Source organism: Pseudomonas sp. NPDC086112, assembly GCF_044746425.1.
GTDB lineage: Bacteria > Pseudomonadota > Gammaproteobacteria > Pseudomonadales > Pseudomonadaceae > Aquipseudomonas.
This window is the reverse complement of the sequence record NZ_JBIVCD010000023.1, coordinates 59,720-76,984: the sequence shown is the minus strand read 5'-3', so window position 1 is coordinate 76,984 and position 17,265 is coordinate 59,720. Positions and strand designations below refer to the sequence as shown.

Sequence of the window (17,265 nt, the reverse complement as noted above, 5' to 3'; positions counted from 1 at the left end):
CTTGGGAGCCTGATAGAGCCTGACCTGCCGCGAAAGTTCTACCCTTATGCCGTTGCTGTTTGTAACACCTGCGGGTTGGCGTGGAAAAACACGTGCTCACGAATCGGTCCTACGGCCACTTCGCCGATTTCCTCGTAGCCCTGACGCTTATAGAACTCCAGATAACGAGGATTCCCGGTGTCGAGGATCACACCCTGTGAGTGCTCATCGACCGCGCACCAGTTATGGACCGCCTGTAGCAATTGTTCGCCGAAGTGCTTGCCCTGGAATTGCGGATGAACCCCCAGCAGCGGCAGGACATGCACCGAGTCAGACGGCACGCACGCCATCACGGCGGCGTGGTAATCGAGGTAGCGGCGGGTGCAGCGAAACCCGGTGCTGAGTACCATCCGCAGACGCCAGGCCCAACTTTCGGTGATGCCCAGGCGGCGTTGTGGCGGTGCGATCAGGGCGATGCCGATCAAGCGGTCATTCACTAGCAGGCCGATGGCTGGCAACTCCTGAAGAAAGTGTTGCTTGACCAGTTCGCGCACCGTGGCCCGTACTCGCTGTTCATAACCGGGGCGTTCGGCTTCGAACAAGTAGCCGAATGTCGGCTCGTGCCGGTACGCCTGATACAACAGGGAGCGTGCTTCGCGGGAATAGCCGCTGTCGAGCATGTGAATATCGGCGATGGCGGTCGAGGTTTCGGGCATAGCGGTAGATCTCCCCTGGGCGCGGCTCAGAAGGCCGCGTTCTTATTGGTACGAGCCTTTGGGTGGCTTCACAGTTCCCCAGACAGGTATAGACCAAGCCGGGAGCTTCATCGACCGGGCTGACGCCTTCGCGGGCAAGCCTCGCTCCTACAAAGTTCGCGTCGAGCCACGATTAAATGATCAACACCCAATTTGTAGGAGCGAGGCTTGCCCGCGAAGAGGCCCGATCTGCCAACACATCTCTGACAGAACACAACGAATCGCCTCACCCCAAGGCTGGCCCCATTCCTACATGTCAGCTAGCATCGCATTTTTGCCAGGACTGCCGACCATGAAGATCGTCTCCTTCAACATCAACGGGCTGCGCGCTCGCCCGCATCAGCTGGCGGCGCTGATTGAAAAGCATCAACCGGACGTGATCGGCCTGCAGGAAACCAAGGTCCACGACGACCAGTTCCCCCTGGCCGAGGTTCAAGCACTGGGTTATCACGTGCATTTCCATGGGCAAAAAGGCCATTACGGCGTGGCCCTGCTCTCGCGCCAGGCACCGATTGCCTTGTACAAAGGTTTCACCACTGACGAAGAAGACGCCCAGCGACGCTTCATCTGGGGCACTTTCGCCGACGCCAATGGCGTGCCGGTGACCATCATGAACGGCTATTTCCCACAGGGCGAAAGCCGCGATCACCCCACCAAATTCCCGGCCAAGGAACGTTTCTACAGCGATTTGCAGCAATTGCTGGAAAGCCAGTTCAGCAACGACCAGCCGATTGTGGTGATGGGCGATGTGAACATTTCCCCGGAAGACTGCGACATCGGCATCGGCCCGGACAACATGAAACGCTGGCTGAAAACCGGCAAATGCAGCTTCCTGCCGGAAGAACGCGAATGGATGGCCCGCTTGAAGAATTGGGGCCTGGTGGACAGCTTCCGTCACCTGAACCCGGACGTTGCCGACCGTTTCAGCTGGTTCGACTACCGCAGCCGCGGTTTTGAAGATGAACCCAAGCGCGGGCTGCGGATTGACTTGATCATGGCCTCCCATGGATTGTTGCCGCGAGTGAAGGATGCCGGCGTGGATTACGATTTGCGCGCAATGGAAAAGCCCTCCGATCACGCACCGATCTGGCTTGAGTTGAGCTGATCCTACAAAATCTACACAAAACCAATGTGGGAGCGGCGGTGCGACGATTCGACTTGCTCGCGAAGGCGCTGGGTCAGTCGACATCAATGTTGAATGATTGACCGCATTCGCGAGCAAGCCCGCTCCCACATTTGTTAATTGTCATCGTTCAGCAACCTTACTGACTTATTCTCCCGGCACTTTCCCAGGCTTATAAGGTGCCGGCATGACGCTGCGCGTGTTGTTTGTGTCGATGCTCGCCGCCCTGCTGCCGTTAACAGTGTCGGCCAGCGATTTGCCGACGCCCGAACGTGGCCCGGTGTTGCGCATCCAGGGCTCCAACACCATTGGCGCAGCATTGGGCCCGGCGCTGGTCGAGGGCTTGATGCGTGAACAGGGCCTGCTCAAGGTTCATCGCGAAGCCCCGGACAAAGCCAACGAACAACGCATCGTCGGCGAAACCGTTCAGGGACGCCGAGTCGAGGTGGAGATCGCGGCCCATGGTTCCAGCACCGGGTTCAAAGCCCTGAGAATCGCCTCTGCCGATCTCGCGGCTTCGTCGCGCCCGATCAAGGACAACGAACGGCTGGATCTTGAGCCGCTGGGCGACCTGAAAAGCCCGATTGCCGAGCAAGTCATCGCCATCGACGGGCTGGCAATCATCCTTCATCCGCACAATCCGCTGAAGCAACTCAACACCGTACAACTGGCGCGAATCTTCAGCGGCGAAGCGAAAACCTGGGAAGCACTCGGCGGCACCGGTGGGACGATTCATCTCTATGCGCGGGATGATCAATCAGGCACCTATGACACGTTCAAGGAACTGGTCCTCAGCCCGCGTGGGAAAACCCTGAGCGGCAACGCGAAACGCTTCGAATCCAGCGAGCAATTGTCCGACGCCGTCAGTCTGGACCCGCAAGGCATCGGCTTCATCGGTTTGCCTTATGTGCGCCAGGCCAAAGCCGTGGCGATTGTCGATGGCGACTCCCAGGCCATGCTGCCGGTCAATAGCCTGATCGCGACGGAAGATTACCCGCTATCCCGTCGGCTGTTCTTTTACCTGCCGCCGAATGGGAAAAATCCCTGGGCCAAGGCCTTGGTGAAGTTCGCGCAAAGCAGCAAAGGCCAGGCGATCGTCGCAGCCAATGGCTTTATCGCACAGACTGTGCAGGCCATGGCCGTCACGCCGAATGCGTTGATGCCCGAGGGTTATCAGGCACTCAGCCGTCATGCCCAGCGGCTGACGGTGAATTTCCGTTTCGAAGAAGGCAGCGCGACGCTGGACAACAAGGCCCGACAAGACCTGTCGCGGGTACTCGACTATATAAAGCAGCACGACAAAACCAATCGGCAGGTGACGCTAGTGGGGTTTGGCGACGCCAAGAGCGACCCGGCGCGGGCCGATCTGCTGTCGAAACTGCGGGCCATGGCGGTGCGGCGAGAGCTGGTGAAAAGCGGCGTGGTGTTTCGCGAGATTCGCGGGTTCGGCGCCGAGATGCCGGTGGCGACCAACAGCGGGGATGAGGGGCGGATCAAGAATCGGCGGGTTGAGGTTTGGGTGTATTGAACCAGATACCCTCGCGGTGAAAGGTCTGACGCATTCGCGAGCAAGCCCGCTCCCACAGGTGACCGAGTTCTCTCAAGGGAGTGCGGTCAAATGTGGGAGCGGGCTTGCTCGCGAATGGCAGGCGCCGCGGATTTACTGACCGCTACGCATCATTTCCTTCGGCACATATTTGCCGATCTCGAACTTGCCGATCGCCGCGCGGTGCACTTCGTCCGGGCCGTCGGCCAGGCGCAGGGTGCGTTGCATGGCGTACATGTAGGCCAACGGGAAATCGTTGGAAACCCCTGCCCCGCCATGGATCTGGATCGCCCGGTCGATCACCCGCAACGCCACGTTCGGCGCGACGACTTTGATCTGCGCGATTTCGCTCTTCGCCACCTTGTTGCCGACGGTGTCCATCATGTACGCCGCTTTCAACGTCAGCAGGCGCGCCATGTCGATCTCCATCCGCGAGTCGGCGATTTTATCGATGTTACCGCCCAGACGCGCCAGGGGTTTGCCGAACGCAGTGCGGTTGACCGCACGTTTGCACATCAGCTCCAACGCACGCTCGGCCATGCCGATCGAACGCATGCAGTGGTGAATCCGGCCCGGGCCGAGGCGACCCTGAGCAATTTCGAAGCCGCGTCCTTCACCCAACAGGACGTTTTCGTACGGCACCCGGACGTTTTCGAACAGTACTTCGGCGTGACCGTGAGGCGCGTCGTCGTAACCGAACACCGGCAGCGGACGCACAATCTTCACGCCAGGGGTATCCACCGGCACCAGAATCATCGAGTGCTGCGCATGGCGCGGTGCATCCGGATTGCTCAGGCCCATGAAGATCAGGATCTTGCAGCGTGGATCGCAGGCCCCTGAGGTCCACCATTTCTTGCCGTTGATCACCCATTCGTCGCCATCACGCACAGCGCGGGCGGCCATGTTGGTGGCGTCGGACGAGGCCACGTCCGGCTCGGTCATGGCGAACGCCGAGCGAATCTCGCCGCGCAACAGCGGTTCGAGCCAGCGTTGCTTCTGTTCTTCATTGGCGTAACGCACCAGCACTTCCATGTTGCCGGTGTCCGGCGCGGAACAGTTGAACGGCTCAGGACCGAGCAGCGAGCGGCCCATGATTTCCGCCAATGGCGCATATTCGAGGTTGGTCAGGCCGGCGCCGAGTTCGGATTCAGGCAGAAACAAATTCCACAGGCCTTCAGCTTTGGCCTTGAGTTTGAGTTCTTCCATGATCGCTGTCGGCTGCCAGCGATCGCCCTCGGCGACCTGGCGTTCGAACACCGCTTCAGCGGGATAAACGTAGGTGTCCATGAACGCGGTCACGCGCTCACGCAGTTCTTGCACTTTGGGCGAATAAGCGAAATCCATGGGCAGCTACCTTCTAAAGGGAGGTTGTTCAGGTCATGCAATCGATGCTAGAACAGCGTTGATAATTTACCTAGCCTATTCTCGGCGTGTATTAACATTCATCACCGATATATGATCGACTGATCGAGCCACCTTCCTAAAACAAGAAGCAGAGAGCGCAGCGCAATGAATCTGAGCAAGGTCGACCTCAACCTTTTCATCGTCTTCGACGCGATCTACACCGAAGCCAACCTGACGCGCGCCGGGCAGATTGTCGGCATCACTCAACCAGCCGTCTCGAACGCTCTGGCCCGCCTGCGCGAGACCTTCAACGATCCGCTTTTCGTGCGTACCGCCCAAGGCATGGTGCCCACACCGATGGCGCAGAACATCATCGGCCCCGTGCGCAACGCCCTCTCCTTGCTGCGGGTGTCGGTGCAGGAAAGCCGCATCTTCAACCCGTTGCAGGCGGTCAAGACTTACCGCATCAGCATGACCGACCTCACTGAAGCGGTGATCCTGCCGCCGCTGTTCCAGCGCCTGCGACGCCTGGCGCCGACGGTAATCATCGAAAGCTTCTTGTCCAAACGGCGTGAGACCACCAAGGAACTGGCAGCCGGTCGTCTCGATTTTGCGGTGGATGCGCCACTCAACACCGACCCGCAGGTGCGTCACGTCAAGTTGATGGAGGACCGTTACGTGTGCGCCATGCGCAAGGGCCATCCGTTGGCGGGCAAGGAGAAATTCACCCTCGACGATTATCTGTCACTGACCCACATCCATATCTCCAGCCGGCGCAGCGGTCTGGGTTATGTCGACCTGGCCCTGGGCAAAATGGGCATCCAGCGCAAGATCGCCCTGCGCTCCCAGCATTACTTGATGGCGTCCCAGGTGTTGCAGCAGACCGACATGGTCATGACCGTGCCAGAACGCTTCGCCCGTCGCCATGACTTGTACGCGGTGAACCTGCCGGTTAAAGAGGTTCCGCCGGTGGAAACTCACCTCTACTGGCACGAAAGCACCGACCAGGACCCGGCCAACCGCTGGATGCGCGAGCAGATGATCGAGTTGTGCCAACAGGTTACGGCGCATGAGAAGAAGCTCGATAAGGTGTAGGGCTTTGGACCGCGTCATCGTTCTTCGCGAGCAAGCCCGCTCCCACAGGTGATCGCATTCCCCTGAGAGAACGCGGTCACCTGTGGGAGCGGGCTTGCTCGCGAAGAGGCCGGTGATAACAACGAAGATCCATGCCCCTTGACGTAAACGTCAACCTGCCATTAGCTTAGCGCCATGACCTTTTTCGAGCGCTTCCATGAGCAGCCAGACCTATAGCATTTCCGACCTCGCCCGCGAGCTCGACATCACCACACGGGCCATTCGCTTCTATGAAGAGCAAGGCCTGCTCAGCCCCGAGCGCCGCGGCCAGGAACGCATTTATTCGCCCCGTGACAAGGTAAGCCTGAAGCTTATTCTGCGGGGCAAGCGCATTGGTTTTTCCCTGGCCGAATGCCGCGAGCTGATCGAGCTCTATGACCCCTCCAGCGGTAACACCAAGCAACTGCACAGCATGCTGGCGAAAATCGCCGAGCGTCGGGAACAACTTGAACAGCAATTGCTGGACATCGAACAGATGAAACTGGAACTCGACACGGCCGAAGAGCGCTGTACCCAGGCGCTGGAACAGACAATCAAGAGCCAGCAGGCCGTCCAATAACCGTACAACAATTTAATGTGGGAGCGGGCTTGCTCGCGAAAGCGGTCTGTCATTCAACACGGATGTCGGCTGGCCCGACGCCTTCGCGAGCAAGCCCGCTCCCACAGTAGATCGTCGTTCGCCCACTACTACAGGTGAATCCTCCATGTCCCTACCCACCCACGTACGCCTGGTCGAAGTCGGCCCCCGCGACGGTCTGCAAAACGAAGCCCAGCCCATCAGCGTTGCAGACAAGGTGCAACTGGTCGACGCGCTGACCGCCGCCGGCCTGGGCTATATAGAAGTCGGCAGTTTCGTCTCGCCCAAATGGGTGCCGCAAATGGCCGGCTCCGCCGAGGTCTTCGCGCAGATCCAGCGCAAGCCGGGCGTGACCTATGGCGCCCTCGCCCCCAACCTGCGGGGCTTTGAAGATGCCATCGCCGCCGGGGTCAAGGAAGTCGCCGTGTTTGCCGCAGCGTCCGAATCGTTTTCCCAGCGCAACATCAATTGCTCGATCAGCGAGAGCCTCGAGCGCTTCGTGCCGATCATGGACGCCGCCAGACAACATGGCGTCAGCGTGCGCGGTTACGTGTCCTGCGTGCTGGGCTGCCCTTACGAAGGGGACATCGCACCGGAACAAGTCGCCCGGGTTGCTCGTGAGCTCTATGCGATGGGCTGCTACGAGGTTTCGCTGGGAGACACCATCGGCACCGGCACCGCTGGCGCGACCCGCAAGATGTTCGAAGTGGTATCGGCCGATGTACCACGTGAAAAACTGGCCGGGCACTTTCACGATACTTACGGCCAGGCCATGGCCAACATCTACGCCAGCCTGCTGGAAGGCATCGCGGTGTTCGACAGTTCCATCGCCGGCCTCGGCGGCTGCCCATATGCCAAGGGCGCCAGCGGTAATGTCGCGACCGAAGACGTGGTTTACCTGCTCAACGGCCTGGGTATTGAAACCGGAATCGACCTGGACGCCTTGATTCGCGCCGGTCAACAGATTTGCGCGGTGCTGGGGCGCCCTACCGGTTCGCGCGTGGCCAAGGCCCGCAGCGCACAGTGACAGTGTGAATGTGTCCGGGTGTTACCGCACAGGCTGAAACGTGGGCGGAAACGAGTAACACGGAAACAAATTGTCGGGTTTGGGTTGGATGAAAAACCCCACGAAAAACTCAAGGCATTGAATTTAAAGGGTTTTTAAAAGTTGGCACGGCTTCTGCTATCTCTATGGCATAACAAGAATAAAAACTGCAAACCAATAAAAATAAGACGTAACGACTCTGACATAACAAGAACAACACGGCAGAGACGCAGCTAACAGATTTTTTTGGAGAGGATGTGCTTTTCAGGGTGCTTTTCGAAGTAACCCGCAACCGGGCAGAGAACAATAAAACTACCTTCAGGTAGCTCCCGAACTGGTTGGATCGCTTAGCGAAAAAGTAGATCAGCGCTCAAAAAAATACGTTTGCTCTTGATCCCGGATGGGGATCGACAAAAACAGCGGTAAAGGGCCACGGTTGCCAAAAACAACAACAGACCGCCCCTCAATAATAAAAAAAGAGCACGTACGACAAAATTAAAGGGGAGCTTCGGCTCCCCTTTGTGCTTTCTTGCCTTCCGGTTTTTCTCGATCCAAATGTGGGAGCGGGCTTGCTCGCGAATGCGATGGATCAGTCACCATTAGTATTGACTGACACACCGCATTCGCGAGCAAGCCCGCTCCCACACTGGTTATGTGTCAGTCTTTGTTGATGCGCAGCTCCTCAATGCTGATCTCACGCATCCGGAATTTCTGGATCTTGCCAGTCACCGTCATCGGAAACTCCTCGACGAACTTGAAGTAACGCGGCGTCTTGAAGTGTGCGATGCGCTCCTTGCACCAGGCTTGCAGTTCCTGCTCGGTGGCGCTGTGGCCGGGGTGGAATTTGATCCAGGCGACGATCTCTTCACCATAACGGGAACAAGGAATGCCGATCACCTGCACGTCGGCTACCGCCGGGTGGGTGAAGAAGAACTCTTCCAGTTCCCTTGGGTAAATATTCTCACCGCCGCGGATGATCATGTCTTTGTTACGCCCGGCGATGCACACGTAGCCTTCGTCGTTCATGCTCGCCAGATCGCCGGTGTGCATCCAGCCCGCCTCATCGATAGCCTCGGCGGTGCCTTGCGGGTTATTCCAGTAGCCGAGCATCACGCTGTAGCCCCGAGTACACAGCTCTCCGATAGTGCCGCGCGGTACCAGGTTGCCCGCCTCGTCGATGATTTTGCTTTCCAGTTGCGGCTGGGTTCGGCCAACGGTGGTGACGCGCAATTCCAGCTCGTCTGACGGACCGGTCTGCAAAGACACAGGGCTGGTTTCCGTCATGCCGTAGGCAATCTGCACTTCGCTCATGTGCATTTCATTGATAACCCGGCGCATCACCTCGATCGGGCAGGTCGCCCCGGCCATGATCCCGGTGCGCAGGCTCGACAAATCAAACTCGGCGCGCTTGGGCTGATCGAGCATGGCGATGAACATGGTTGGCACGCCGTAAAGCGCGGTGGCTTTTTCTTCGGCGACGGTGCTCAGCGTCAGCAATGGATCGAAGGCGTCGTTGGGGTAAATCATGGTGCTGGCGTGGGTGACGCAACCAAGATTGCCCATGACCATGCCGAAGCAGTGGTACAGCGGCACCGGAATCACCAGCCGATCATTGGCCGTCAGCCCGAGGCTTTCGCCGACCATGTAACCGTTGTTGAGAATGTTGTAGTGGCTGAGGGTCGCGCCCTTGGGGAAACCGGTGGTGCCGGAGGTGTATTGGATGTTTACCGCTTGATCGAAATGCAGACTGTCCTGACGTTCGCGCAATTGCTCGATTGACACGCTGGCCGCCAGATCGGTCAGCTGCGACCACGGCAGGAAACCCGATGGCGGTTGCGTATCCAGGCTGATCACCCCACGCAGTTCCGGCAGGCGTTCGCTCTGCAACTGGCCGATGGATTGCTCCGTCAGTTCCGGAACCAATCCTTGCAACATGCCGTGATAGTCGGAGGTTTTGAAGGCCCCGGCACAGACCAGCCATTGGCAACCGGACTGCTTCAACACGTATTCGAGTTCGGAACTGCGATAAGCCGGATTGATGTTGACCAGGATCACGCCGATTTTCGCGCTGGCGAACTGGCTGATGCACCACTGGGCACAGTTCGGCGCCCAGATGCCGAGCCGGTCACCGGTCTGCAAGCCCAGCGCCAAGAATGCTCTGGCGTGCAGGTCGACGGTCTCTGACAGCTGCTGCCAGGTGCAGCGCAGCTGCTGATGGCGCACGACCAGCGCCTCCCCGTTCGGATATTGCGCGACCGTGTTATCGAACGCCTGCCCGATGGTTATCGCCAGCAAGGCTTTGTCCTGGGAACCACGGGTATAGCTGCGCTGCGGGCTTGCACTGGGTTGATCCATGACGACCCCTATTGTCTTTATTAGTGGGTTGCCGAACGTCACCTGTGGGAGCGGGCTTGCTCGCGAATGCGGTGGGTCTGTCGACATGAATGTTGAATGACAAACCGCTTTCGCGAGCAAGCCCGCTCCCACAGAGTCGGTCCGCTTTACCGTGTCGAAACTGGCTCTACTCTCGCTCAAGTTGACGTTAACGTAAAGGGTCATTGACAGCCATTCGCCACAGGCTTACGTTAACGTAAAGGTGAGAGCCGAATCACTGCCCTCCCCACCCTACAAAAAAGCCAAAAGGTGCCCCATGAGCTACCCATCCCTGAACTTTGCCCTCGGTGAAACCATCGACATGCTGCGCGATCAGGTTCAGTCCTTCGTCGCCAAAGAGATCGCCCCGCGCGCAGCTCAGATCGACATCGACAACCTGTTCCCCGATGACCTGTGGCGCAAATTCGGCGACATGGGCCTGCTGGGTATCACCGTGCCGGAAGAGTACGGCGGTGCGGGCCTGGGTTACCTGGCGCACGTCGTCGCCATGGAAGAAATCAGCCGTGGTTCGGCCTCGGTCGCCCTGTCCTACGGCGCCCACTCCAACCTCTGCGTCAACCAGATCAACCGCAACGGCACTCACGAACAGAAAAGCAAATACCTGCCGAAGCTGATCAGCGGCGAGCACATCGGTGCCCTGGCCATGAGCGAACCGAATGCCGGTTCCGACGTGGTCTCGATGAAACTGCGCGCCGACAAACGTGGCGACCACTACGTACTCAACGGCAGCAAAACCTGGATCACCAACGGCCCTGACGCCAACACCTACGTGATCTACGCCAAGACCGACCTGGAAAAAGGGCCGCACGGCATCACCGCGTTCATCGTTGAACGTGACTCCAAAGGCTTCAGCCGCAGCAACAAATTCGACAAGCTCGGCATGCGCGGTTCGAACACCTGTGAGCTGTTTTTTGATGACGTGGAAGTGCCGGAAGAAAACATCCTCGGCGTGCTCAACGGCGGCGTGAAAGTGTTGATGAGCGGCCTCGACTACGAGCGCGTTGTGCTCTCGGGTGGTCCGACCGGGATCATGCAGGCCTGCATGGACCTGATCGTTCCGTACATCCACGACCGCAAACAGTTTGGCCAGAGCATTGGCGAATTCCAGCTGATCCAGGGCAAAGTCGCCGACATGTACACCCAACTCAATGCCAGCCGCGCCTACCTGTATGCGGTGGCCCAGGCGTGCGAGCGCGGCGAAACCGCGCGCAAGGACGCCGCCGGAGTCATCCTCTACAGCGCCGAATGCGCGACCCGAATGGCCCTCGACGCGATCCAGATTCTCGGCGGTAACGGCTACATCAACGAATTCCCCGCCGGTCGTCTGCTGCGTGACGCCAAGCTGTACGAAATCGGCGCCGGCACCAGTGAGATCCGTCGCATGCTCATCGGTCGCGAACTGTTCAACGAAACCCGCTAAACGGAGCTGCACATGGCTATCCTGCATACCCAGCTCAACCCCCGCTCAGCAGAGTTCGCGACCAATAGCGCGGCGATGCTCAAACAGGTCGACGCCCTGCACACTCTGCTCGCGCAAGTGCAACAAGGTGGCGGTCCGAAGGCTCAGGAGCGGCATACATCGCGGGGCAAACTGCTGCCCCGTGAACGGATCAATCGCCTGCTCGATCCCGGCTCGCCATTTCTCGAAATCAGCCAATTGGCGGCCTACGCGGTGTACGGCGAAGACGTTCCCGCCGCTGGCGTGATTGCCGGAATCGGCCGGGTGGAAGGCGTCGAATGCATGATCGTCGCCAACGATGCCACCGTGAAAGGTGGCTCGTACTACCCGCTGACCGTGAAAAAACACCTGCGCGCGCAAACCATCGCCCAGCAAAATCGCCTGCCCTGCATCTATCTGGTGGACTCCGGCGGCGCCAACTTGCCGCGTCAGGATGAAGTGTTCCCGGACCGCGAACACTTCGGGCGGATCTTCTTCAACCAGGCCAACATGAGCGCCATGGGCATTCCGCAGATTGCGGTGGTCATGGGCTCGTGCACCGCCGGTGGCGCTTATGTACCAGCGATGGCCGACGAGGCGATCATGGTTCGTCAGCAGGCAACGATTTTCCTTGCCGGCCCACCGCTGGTGAAAGCCGCGACGGGTGAAGTGGTCAGCGCCGAAGACCTCGGCGGGGCCGATGTCCACTGCAAGATTTCCGGGGTTGCTGACCACTACGCCGAAAGCGATGAACACGCCCTCGCCTTGGCCCGGCGCAGCGTCGCCAACCTCAATTGGCGCAAGCTCGGTGAACTGCAACAACGCACGCCGATCGCGCCGCTGTACAGCAGCGACGAGTTGTACGGCGTGGTGTCGGCGGACGCCAAGCAACCCTTCGACGTGCGCGAAGTGATCGCGCGGCTGGTGGATGGCTCGGTGTTCGATGAGTTCAAGGCATTGTTCGGCACTACGTTGGTCTGCGGCTTTGCCCACCTGCACGGTTACCCGATCGCGATCCTCGCCAACAACGGCATCCTGTTCGCCGAAGCCGCGCAGAAAGGCGCGCACTTCATCGAACTGGCCTGCCAGCGCGGCATCCCGTTGCTGTTCCTGCAAAACATCACCGGTTTCATGGTCGGTCAGAAATACGAAGCCGGCGGCATCGCCAAGCACGGCGCGAAACTGGTGACCGCCGTGGCCTGTGCCAAGGTGCCGAAATTCACCGTGATCATCGGCGGCAGTTTCGGTGCCGGTAACTACGGTATGTGCGGTCGGGCTTACGATCCGCGCTTTCTGTGGATGTGGCCGAACGCCCGGATCGGCGTGATGGGTGCCGAACAAGCGGCAGGCGTACTGGTGCAGGTCAAGCGCGAGCAGGCCGAGCGCAGTGGTCATGGTTTCAGCGCCGAGCAGGAAGCCGAGATCAAGCAACCGATCCTCGATCAGTACGAAGAACAGGGTCACCCCTACTACTCCAGCGCCCGGCTGTGGGACGACGGCGTCATCGACCCGGCGCAGACCCGCGACGTGTTGGCCCTGGCCTTGTCGGCGTCGCTGAACGCGCCAATCGAACCGAGCCGCTTCGGCGTGTTCCGGATGTGATTTTTTGTGGGAGCGGGCTTGCTCGCGAAGGATTCACCGCGGTTTACCTGATGCACCGCGTTATCGTTCTTCGCGAGCAAGCCCGCTCCCACATGAGTTGTGGAGACGTAACACATGAGCGACTTCAACACCCTCGAACTGCTGACCGACCCGCGGGGTTTTGCGACCTTGTGGCTCAGCCGTGAAGAAAAAAACAACGCCTTCAACGCCGAAATGATTCGCGAACTGATCCTCGCGCTGGACAAAGTGTCGAGCGATGCCAGTCTGCGTTTTCTGTTGATCCGCGGACGCGGCAAGCATTTCAGCGCCGGTGCCGATCTGGCCTGGATGCAGCAATCGGCCGAACTCGATTACCACACCAACCTCGACGACGCCCGGGAACTGGCGGAATTGATGTACAACCTCGCCAAGCTGAAAGTCCCGACCCTGGCGGTAGTACAAGGCGCGGCCTATGGCGGCGCACTCGGTTTGATCAGTTGCTGCGACATGGCCATCGGTGCCGACGACGCGCAGTTCTGCCTGTCGGAAGTGCGCATCGGCCTGGCGCCGGCGGTCATCAGCCCGTTCGTGGTGCAAGCTATCGGCGAGCGAGCGGCACGCCGCTATGCGTTGACCGCAGAACGTTTCGGCGGGCAACGGGCTCGGGAAATCGGCCTGTTGTCGGAAAGCTATCCGATGGCTGAGCTGGAGCAGAAAGTCGATCAGTGGATCGACAACCTGCTGCTCAACAGTCCGGCGGCCATGCGCGCCAGCAAGGACTTGCTGCGTGAAGTCGGCCATGGCGCGCTGACTCCGGCGCTGCGACGCTACACCGAAAACGCCATCGCCCGAATCCGCGTCAGTCCCGAAGGCCAGGAAGGCCTGCGCGCCTTCCTGCAAAAACGTCCGCCGAACTGGCAAGCCGAAACCACCCTCAAGGAGCCGCGTTGATGAGCGCACCTGTTCTCACCACCTTGCTGGTGGCCAACCGCGGCGAAATCGCTTGCCGGGTGATGCGCACCGCCAAAGCCCTGGGCCTGACCACTGTGGCCGTGCACAGCGCCACCGACCGGGATGCCCGACACAGCCGCGAAGCCGATATCCGCGTTGACCTGGGCGGCAGCAAAGCCGCCGACAGTTACCTGAAAATCGACAAACTGATCGCCGCCGCGAAGGCCAGCGGCGCTCAGGCGATTCATCCCGGTTATGGTTTTCTCTCGGAAAACGCCGGGTTCGCCCGCGCAATCGAAGCGGCCGGCCTGATCTTCCTCGGCCCGCCCGCCTCGGCCATCGACGCCATGGGCAGCAAGTCCGCGGCCAAAGCCCTGATGGAAACTGCAGGCGTGCCACTGGTGCCCGGTTATCACGGTGAAGCCCAAGACCTCGAAACCTTCCGCGACGCCTGCGCACGCATCGGTTATCCGGTGCTGCTCAAGGCCACGGCGGGCGGCGGTGGCAAAGGCATGAAAGTGGTCGAGGACGTCAGCCAACTGGCCGAAGCCCTGGCCTCGGCGCAACGTGAAGCGCAATCCTCATTCGGCGACTCGCGGATGTTGGTGGAGAAGTACCTGCTCAAGCCACGCCACGTGGAAATCCAGGTATTCGCCGACCAGCATGGCAACTGCTTGTACCTCAATGAACGTGATTGCTCGATCCAGCGTCGGCATCAGAAAGTCGTCGAAGAAGCCCCGGCTCCGGGTCTGAGCCCGGAACTGCGTCGAGCCATGGGCGAAGCCGCTGTGCGCTCGGCACAGGCCATCGGTTACGTCGGTGCCGGCACCGTGGAGTTTTTGCTGGATGCGCGCGGTGAGTTCTTCTTCATGGAGATGAACACGCGCCTGCAAGTTGAACACCCGGTCACCGAAGCCATCACCGGTCTTGACCTGGTGGCCTGGCAGATTCGCGTGGCCCGCGGTGAAGTGTTGCCGATGACCCAGGCTCAGGTACCGCTGATCGGCCATGCGATCGAAGTGCGACTGTACGCCGAAGACCCGGGCAACGATTTTCTGCCCGCCACCGGGCGTCTCTCGTTGTATCGCGAATCCGCCGCAGGACCGGGGCGTCGCGTCGACAGTGGTGTCGAAGAAGGCGACGAGATTTCGCCCTTCTACGACCCGATGCTCGGCAAGCTGATTGCCTGGGGCGAAGACCGTGAGCAGGCGCGGCTGCGTTTGCTGAGCATGCTTGATGAGTTTGCCATCGGCGGGCTGAAAACCAACATCAACTTCCTGCGCCGAATCATCGGCCACCCTGCATTTGCCGCGGCGGAGCTGGATACCGGTTTTATTCCGCGTTATCAGGAACAACTGCTGCCAGCACCTTCAGACCTCAGCGATGAATTCTGGCAAGCGGCCGCGCAGGCATTTGCCCAGAGCCAGACGAGCACGACCCGCACTGATGACCTGAGTTCGCCTTGGGGTATTGGCAACGGATTCCGTGCCGGACTGCCAACAGAAATCACCCTGCATTTGAGTTGCGAAGGACAAGACCGGGCACTGACCCTGGGCGATGCCGACGCTCATACCGCACAGCTCAAGGGTGAATACCTGCTGACCGAACACAACGGCTTGCGCCGCCAGCACCGGGCAATCCGCCGGGGCGATACGCTGTATCTGCAATGGGACGGTGAGCTGCGCCGCATCGAGTCGTATGACCCGATCAGTGCCGTCGAAGCCAGTCACAGCCATCAGGGCGGACTCACCGCGCCTATGAACGGCAGCATCGTGCGAGTGCTGGTGGAGGCCGGGCAAACGGTCGAAGCAGGGGCGCAATTGGTGGTGCTGGAAGCGATGAAAATGGAGCACAGCATTCGCGCGCCCCACGCTGGGATTATCAAGGCGTTGTATTGCCAGGAAGGCGAGATGGTCAGCGAAGGCAGTGCGTTGGTGGAGTTGGAACACGCGTGAAATGAAGATCGGTCCTACGCGTTACGAGGACCGATCTGATTAGAATTTGGCAGTCGCCTGAACCACTACGCCGATAATTCGGCATTCCTCGGTGAAAAGGGCTTTCGGATAGGTCGGATTGAGCGGGACCAGGTAACGCTGCCCGCCCTCTTCGATCAGTTTGCGAAAAACCGCCTCGGCGCTGCCGGGCCATTGGGCGATCACCAGTTTGCCAGGCTCCGGCACGATGGCCGGGTCCACCAGAATCAACATGTCCGCGGCAATGCTCACCCCCGTGGGTGCGGTCATCGCATCGCCAACCACCACCAACCAGAACGCTGCGCCCTGGGCATGGTAATCGGACAACTCGAAGCGCGGCTTGCTGACAGTCGATGAGGCGCCGTAAGCCGATAGTTCTCCATCGCGCACCTCTCCGGTTTCCCGCCAGTCACTGACCGGGTAGCGAAAGTACGGGTTGTACTTTTGCGTCAGAGATATCTCCTCATCCTGTGAGACCTGCGGTTCCCTGATCACCATCGCGACTTCCAGATAGTCCATCCCCAGCGCCTTCAAGACACGGTTCATCTCTTGGATGCGGGGCTGACGACGTTTATTCAGCCAATGGCCGACGCCGCCCTGGGACATTCCGATGCGCTCGGCGAGTATTTCTTGAGTGACTTTGAGTTCACTCATTTTGGCCTTGACCAATTCAATCCATTTATCCATGTGCGGCACGATACGTGGGGTACTCCGACCAACAAAACACAAATTGTAGTATTTAAATTCAAGACACAAATACAGTACGTACTAAGCTGGGCTCACGGATTTGAATTTCTCACGGAGCTTGCCATCGCCATGACCATCCCCAGCATTACCCTGCCCGACATGCAATTCGACACCACACTCAACTCGCCAAAAGGCTCGGCTGCCGCGCAGCGGGCACTGGACTATTACTTGAAACCAGCTGTGTCAGAACAGGCCGGCGAAGAACGTTTCTTCGATGTGAACCGTAACATCAGCAGCGAAGAGGCATTGGTCCATGCTTCAGATCTGTTGCGATGTGCCGCCGCCACCGCGCATGAATCAGCCAACCAGCTGCAGGGCGCAAGCCGGGATCTGGCGTTTTCGACGGTGCACATGATCGACATGGCCAAGGCGATGGTTGATCGATCCCTGGAAGGGGCACAGCAGGGCTGAGGCGAATACGCAGGAGTAGAAAGGAAAGAATTTTCCAATCACGGAGATAAAAACATTTGACTTGCAAATGATAATGATTATTATTGCAAGCAACTGGTCGCGAGATCAGTCGATGGACCAGGGACCTTAGGTCGGTCTCCTGGACTATCTCCTCATCAGGCTAATCACGGTTTTTGACCCGGCTTTTTGCCGGGTCTTTTTTTGCCAGTTATTCTGGCTTTGGCTTCAGGCTAATGAAGTCTGTGGGTGCTGCAAAATCCGATTGGC

At 59.3% G+C, this 17,265-nt stretch carries 14 protein-coding genes; 10 read left to right on the top strand and 4 right to left on the bottom strand.

The annotated features are described in order from the left end of the window. Positions 1-44 precede the first annotated feature (44 nt). Positions 45-695, bottom strand: coding sequence for an N-acetyltransferase (locus ACIPLA_RS17290; protein ID WP_218394415.1), 651 nt, complete (start codon positions 693-695; stop codon positions 45-47). A gap of 331 nt (positions 696-1,026) precedes the next feature. On the opposite strand from ACIPLA_RS17290, the gene xthA reads away from it, so the two are divergent. Next, complete coding sequence (gene xthA / locus ACIPLA_RS17285; protein ID WP_218394414.1) at positions 1,027-1,839, top strand: exodeoxyribonuclease III; 813 nt, start codon at positions 1,027-1,029, stop codon at positions 1,837-1,839. 205 nt (positions 1,840-2,044) lie between these two features. Continuing rightward, positions 2,045-3,385 carry a substrate-binding domain-containing protein gene (locus ACIPLA_RS17280; protein WP_401174456.1) on the top strand — a complete coding sequence of 447 codons (1,341 nt, stop codon included), beginning with the start codon at positions 2,045-2,047 and terminating at the stop codon, positions 3,383-3,385. 132 nt (positions 3,386-3,517) lie between these two features. On the opposite strand, the gene ACIPLA_RS17275 is transcribed toward ACIPLA_RS17280, so the two are convergent. Further along, a complete protein-coding gene (locus tag ACIPLA_RS17275) occupies positions 3,518-4,747 on the bottom strand; it encodes an acyl-CoA dehydrogenase (RefSeq protein WP_030130892.1) in 1,230 nt (409 codons plus the stop codon). Positions 4,748-4,912: 165 nt separating this feature from the next. Here ACIPLA_RS17275 and ACIPLA_RS17270 point away from each other — a divergent pair, with 165 nt between their 5' ends. The 3 genes from ACIPLA_RS17270 to ACIPLA_RS17260 all read left to right on the top strand — a co-directional run bounded on the left by ACIPLA_RS17270 (position 4,913) and on the right by ACIPLA_RS17260 (position 7,485). Beyond that, on the top strand, positions 4,913-5,842 hold the full coding sequence (locus tag ACIPLA_RS17270; RefSeq protein WP_007904083.1) for a LysR family transcriptional regulator: 930 nt from the start codon (positions 4,913-4,915) through the stop codon (positions 5,840-5,842). A gap of 196 nt (positions 5,843-6,038) precedes the next feature. After that, a complete protein-coding gene (locus ACIPLA_RS17265) occupies positions 6,039-6,440 on the top strand; it encodes a MerR family DNA-binding transcriptional regulator (protein WP_008068244.1) in 402 nt (133 codons plus the stop codon). Positions 6,441-6,585: 145 nt separating this feature from the next. After that, positions 6,586-7,485, top strand: a complete 900-nt coding sequence (locus ACIPLA_RS17260) for a hydroxymethylglutaryl-CoA lyase (RefSeq protein ID WP_063343084.1) — start codon at positions 6,586-6,588, stop codon at positions 7,483-7,485. A 675-nt stretch (positions 7,486-8,160) separates the two neighbouring features. Here ACIPLA_RS17260 and ACIPLA_RS17255 read toward each other — a convergent pair. Continuing rightward, positions 8,161-9,858, bottom strand: coding sequence for an AMP-binding protein (locus tag ACIPLA_RS17255; RefSeq protein ID WP_401174447.1), 1,698 nt, complete (start codon positions 9,856-9,858; stop codon positions 8,161-8,163). A gap of 295 nt (positions 9,859-10,153) precedes the next feature. Between ACIPLA_RS17255 and ACIPLA_RS17250 the strand changes: the two genes are divergently transcribed. From ACIPLA_RS17250 to ACIPLA_RS17235, 4 genes are all read left to right on the top strand, one after another. Then, entirely contained in the window at positions 10,154-11,317 is a 1,164-nt protein-coding gene (locus ACIPLA_RS17250; protein WP_218394410.1) for an isovaleryl-CoA dehydrogenase, read from the top strand. A 12-nt stretch (positions 11,318-11,329) separates the two neighbouring features. Further along, complete coding sequence (locus ACIPLA_RS17245; protein ID WP_218394409.1) at positions 11,330-12,937, top strand: carboxyl transferase domain-containing protein; 1,608 nt, start codon at positions 11,330-11,332, stop codon at positions 12,935-12,937. A 114-nt stretch (positions 12,938-13,051) separates the two neighbouring features. Continuing rightward, positions 13,052-13,867: a gamma-carboxygeranoyl-CoA hydratase gene (locus ACIPLA_RS17240; protein ID WP_401174443.1), complete on the top strand. Its 816-nt coding sequence runs from the start codon at positions 13,052-13,054 to the stop codon at positions 13,865-13,867. Further along, entirely contained in the window at positions 13,867-15,822 is a 1,956-nt protein-coding gene (locus ACIPLA_RS17235) for an acetyl/propionyl/methylcrotonyl-CoA carboxylase subunit alpha (RefSeq protein ID WP_401174440.1), read from the top strand. The genes ACIPLA_RS17240 and ACIPLA_RS17235 overlap by 1 nt, the downstream gene beginning before the upstream one ends. 39 nt (positions 15,823-15,861) lie before the next feature. Here ACIPLA_RS17235 and ACIPLA_RS17230 read toward each other — a convergent pair whose 3' ends face one another. Next, positions 15,862-16,527, bottom strand: coding sequence for a LexA family transcriptional regulator (locus tag ACIPLA_RS17230; protein WP_218394406.1), 666 nt, complete (start codon positions 16,525-16,527; stop codon positions 15,862-15,864). Positions 16,528-16,656: 129 nt separating this feature from the next. Between ACIPLA_RS17230 and ACIPLA_RS17225 the strand changes: the two genes are divergently transcribed. Then, on the top strand, positions 16,657-16,998 hold the full coding sequence (locus ACIPLA_RS17225) for a DUF6124 family protein (protein WP_123496598.1): 342 nt from the start codon (positions 16,657-16,659) through the stop codon (positions 16,996-16,998). Positions 16,999-17,265 lie beyond the last annotated feature (267 nt).

Bases quoted from the DNA above. Each gene is read 5' to 3' on its own strand.
- ACIPLA_RS17245 (WP_218394409.1), top strand. From the start codon at position 11,330: ATGGCTATCCTGCATACCCAGCTCAACCCCCGCTCAGCAGAGTTCGCG.
- ACIPLA_RS17225 (WP_123496598.1), top strand. From the start codon at position 16,657: ATGACCATCCCCAGCATTACCCTGCCCGACATGCAATTCGACACCACA.
- ACIPLA_RS17290 (WP_218394415.1), bottom strand. From the start codon at position 695: ATGCCCGAAACCTCGACCGCCATCGCCGATATTCACATGCTCGACAGC.
- ACIPLA_RS17255 (WP_401174447.1), bottom strand. From the start codon at position 9,858: ATGGATCAACCCAGTGCAAGCCCGCAGCGCAGCTATACCCGTGGTTCC.
- ACIPLA_RS17250 (WP_218394410.1), top strand. From the start codon at position 10,154: ATGAGCTACCCATCCCTGAACTTTGCCCTCGGTGAAACCATCGACATG.
- ACIPLA_RS17275 (WP_030130892.1), bottom strand. From the start codon at position 4,747: ATGGATTTCGCTTATTCGCCCAAAGTGCAAGAACTGCGTGAGCGCGTG.
- ACIPLA_RS17235 (WP_401174440.1), top strand. From the start codon at position 13,867: ATGAGCGCACCTGTTCTCACCACCTTGCTGGTGGCCAACCGCGGCGAA.
- ACIPLA_RS17265 (WP_008068244.1), top strand. From the start codon at position 6,039: ATGAGCAGCCAGACCTATAGCATTTCCGACCTCGCCCGCGAGCTCGAC.
- ACIPLA_RS17240 (WP_401174443.1), top strand. From the start codon at position 13,052: ATGAGCGACTTCAACACCCTCGAACTGCTGACCGACCCGCGGGGTTTT.
- ACIPLA_RS17270 (WP_007904083.1), top strand. From the start codon at position 4,913: ATGAATCTGAGCAAGGTCGACCTCAACCTTTTCATCGTCTTCGACGCG.
- ACIPLA_RS17260 (WP_063343084.1), top strand. From the start codon at position 6,586: ATGTCCCTACCCACCCACGTACGCCTGGTCGAAGTCGGCCCCCGCGAC.
- ACIPLA_RS17280 (WP_401174456.1), top strand. From the start codon at position 2,045: ATGACGCTGCGCGTGTTGTTTGTGTCGATGCTCGCCGCCCTGCTGCCG.
- xthA (WP_218394414.1), top strand. From the start codon at position 1,027: ATGAAGATCGTCTCCTTCAACATCAACGGGCTGCGCGCTCGCCCGCAT.
- ACIPLA_RS17230 (WP_218394406.1), bottom strand. From the start codon at position 16,527: ATGGATAAATGGATTGAATTGGTCAAGGCCAAAATGAGTGAACTCAAA.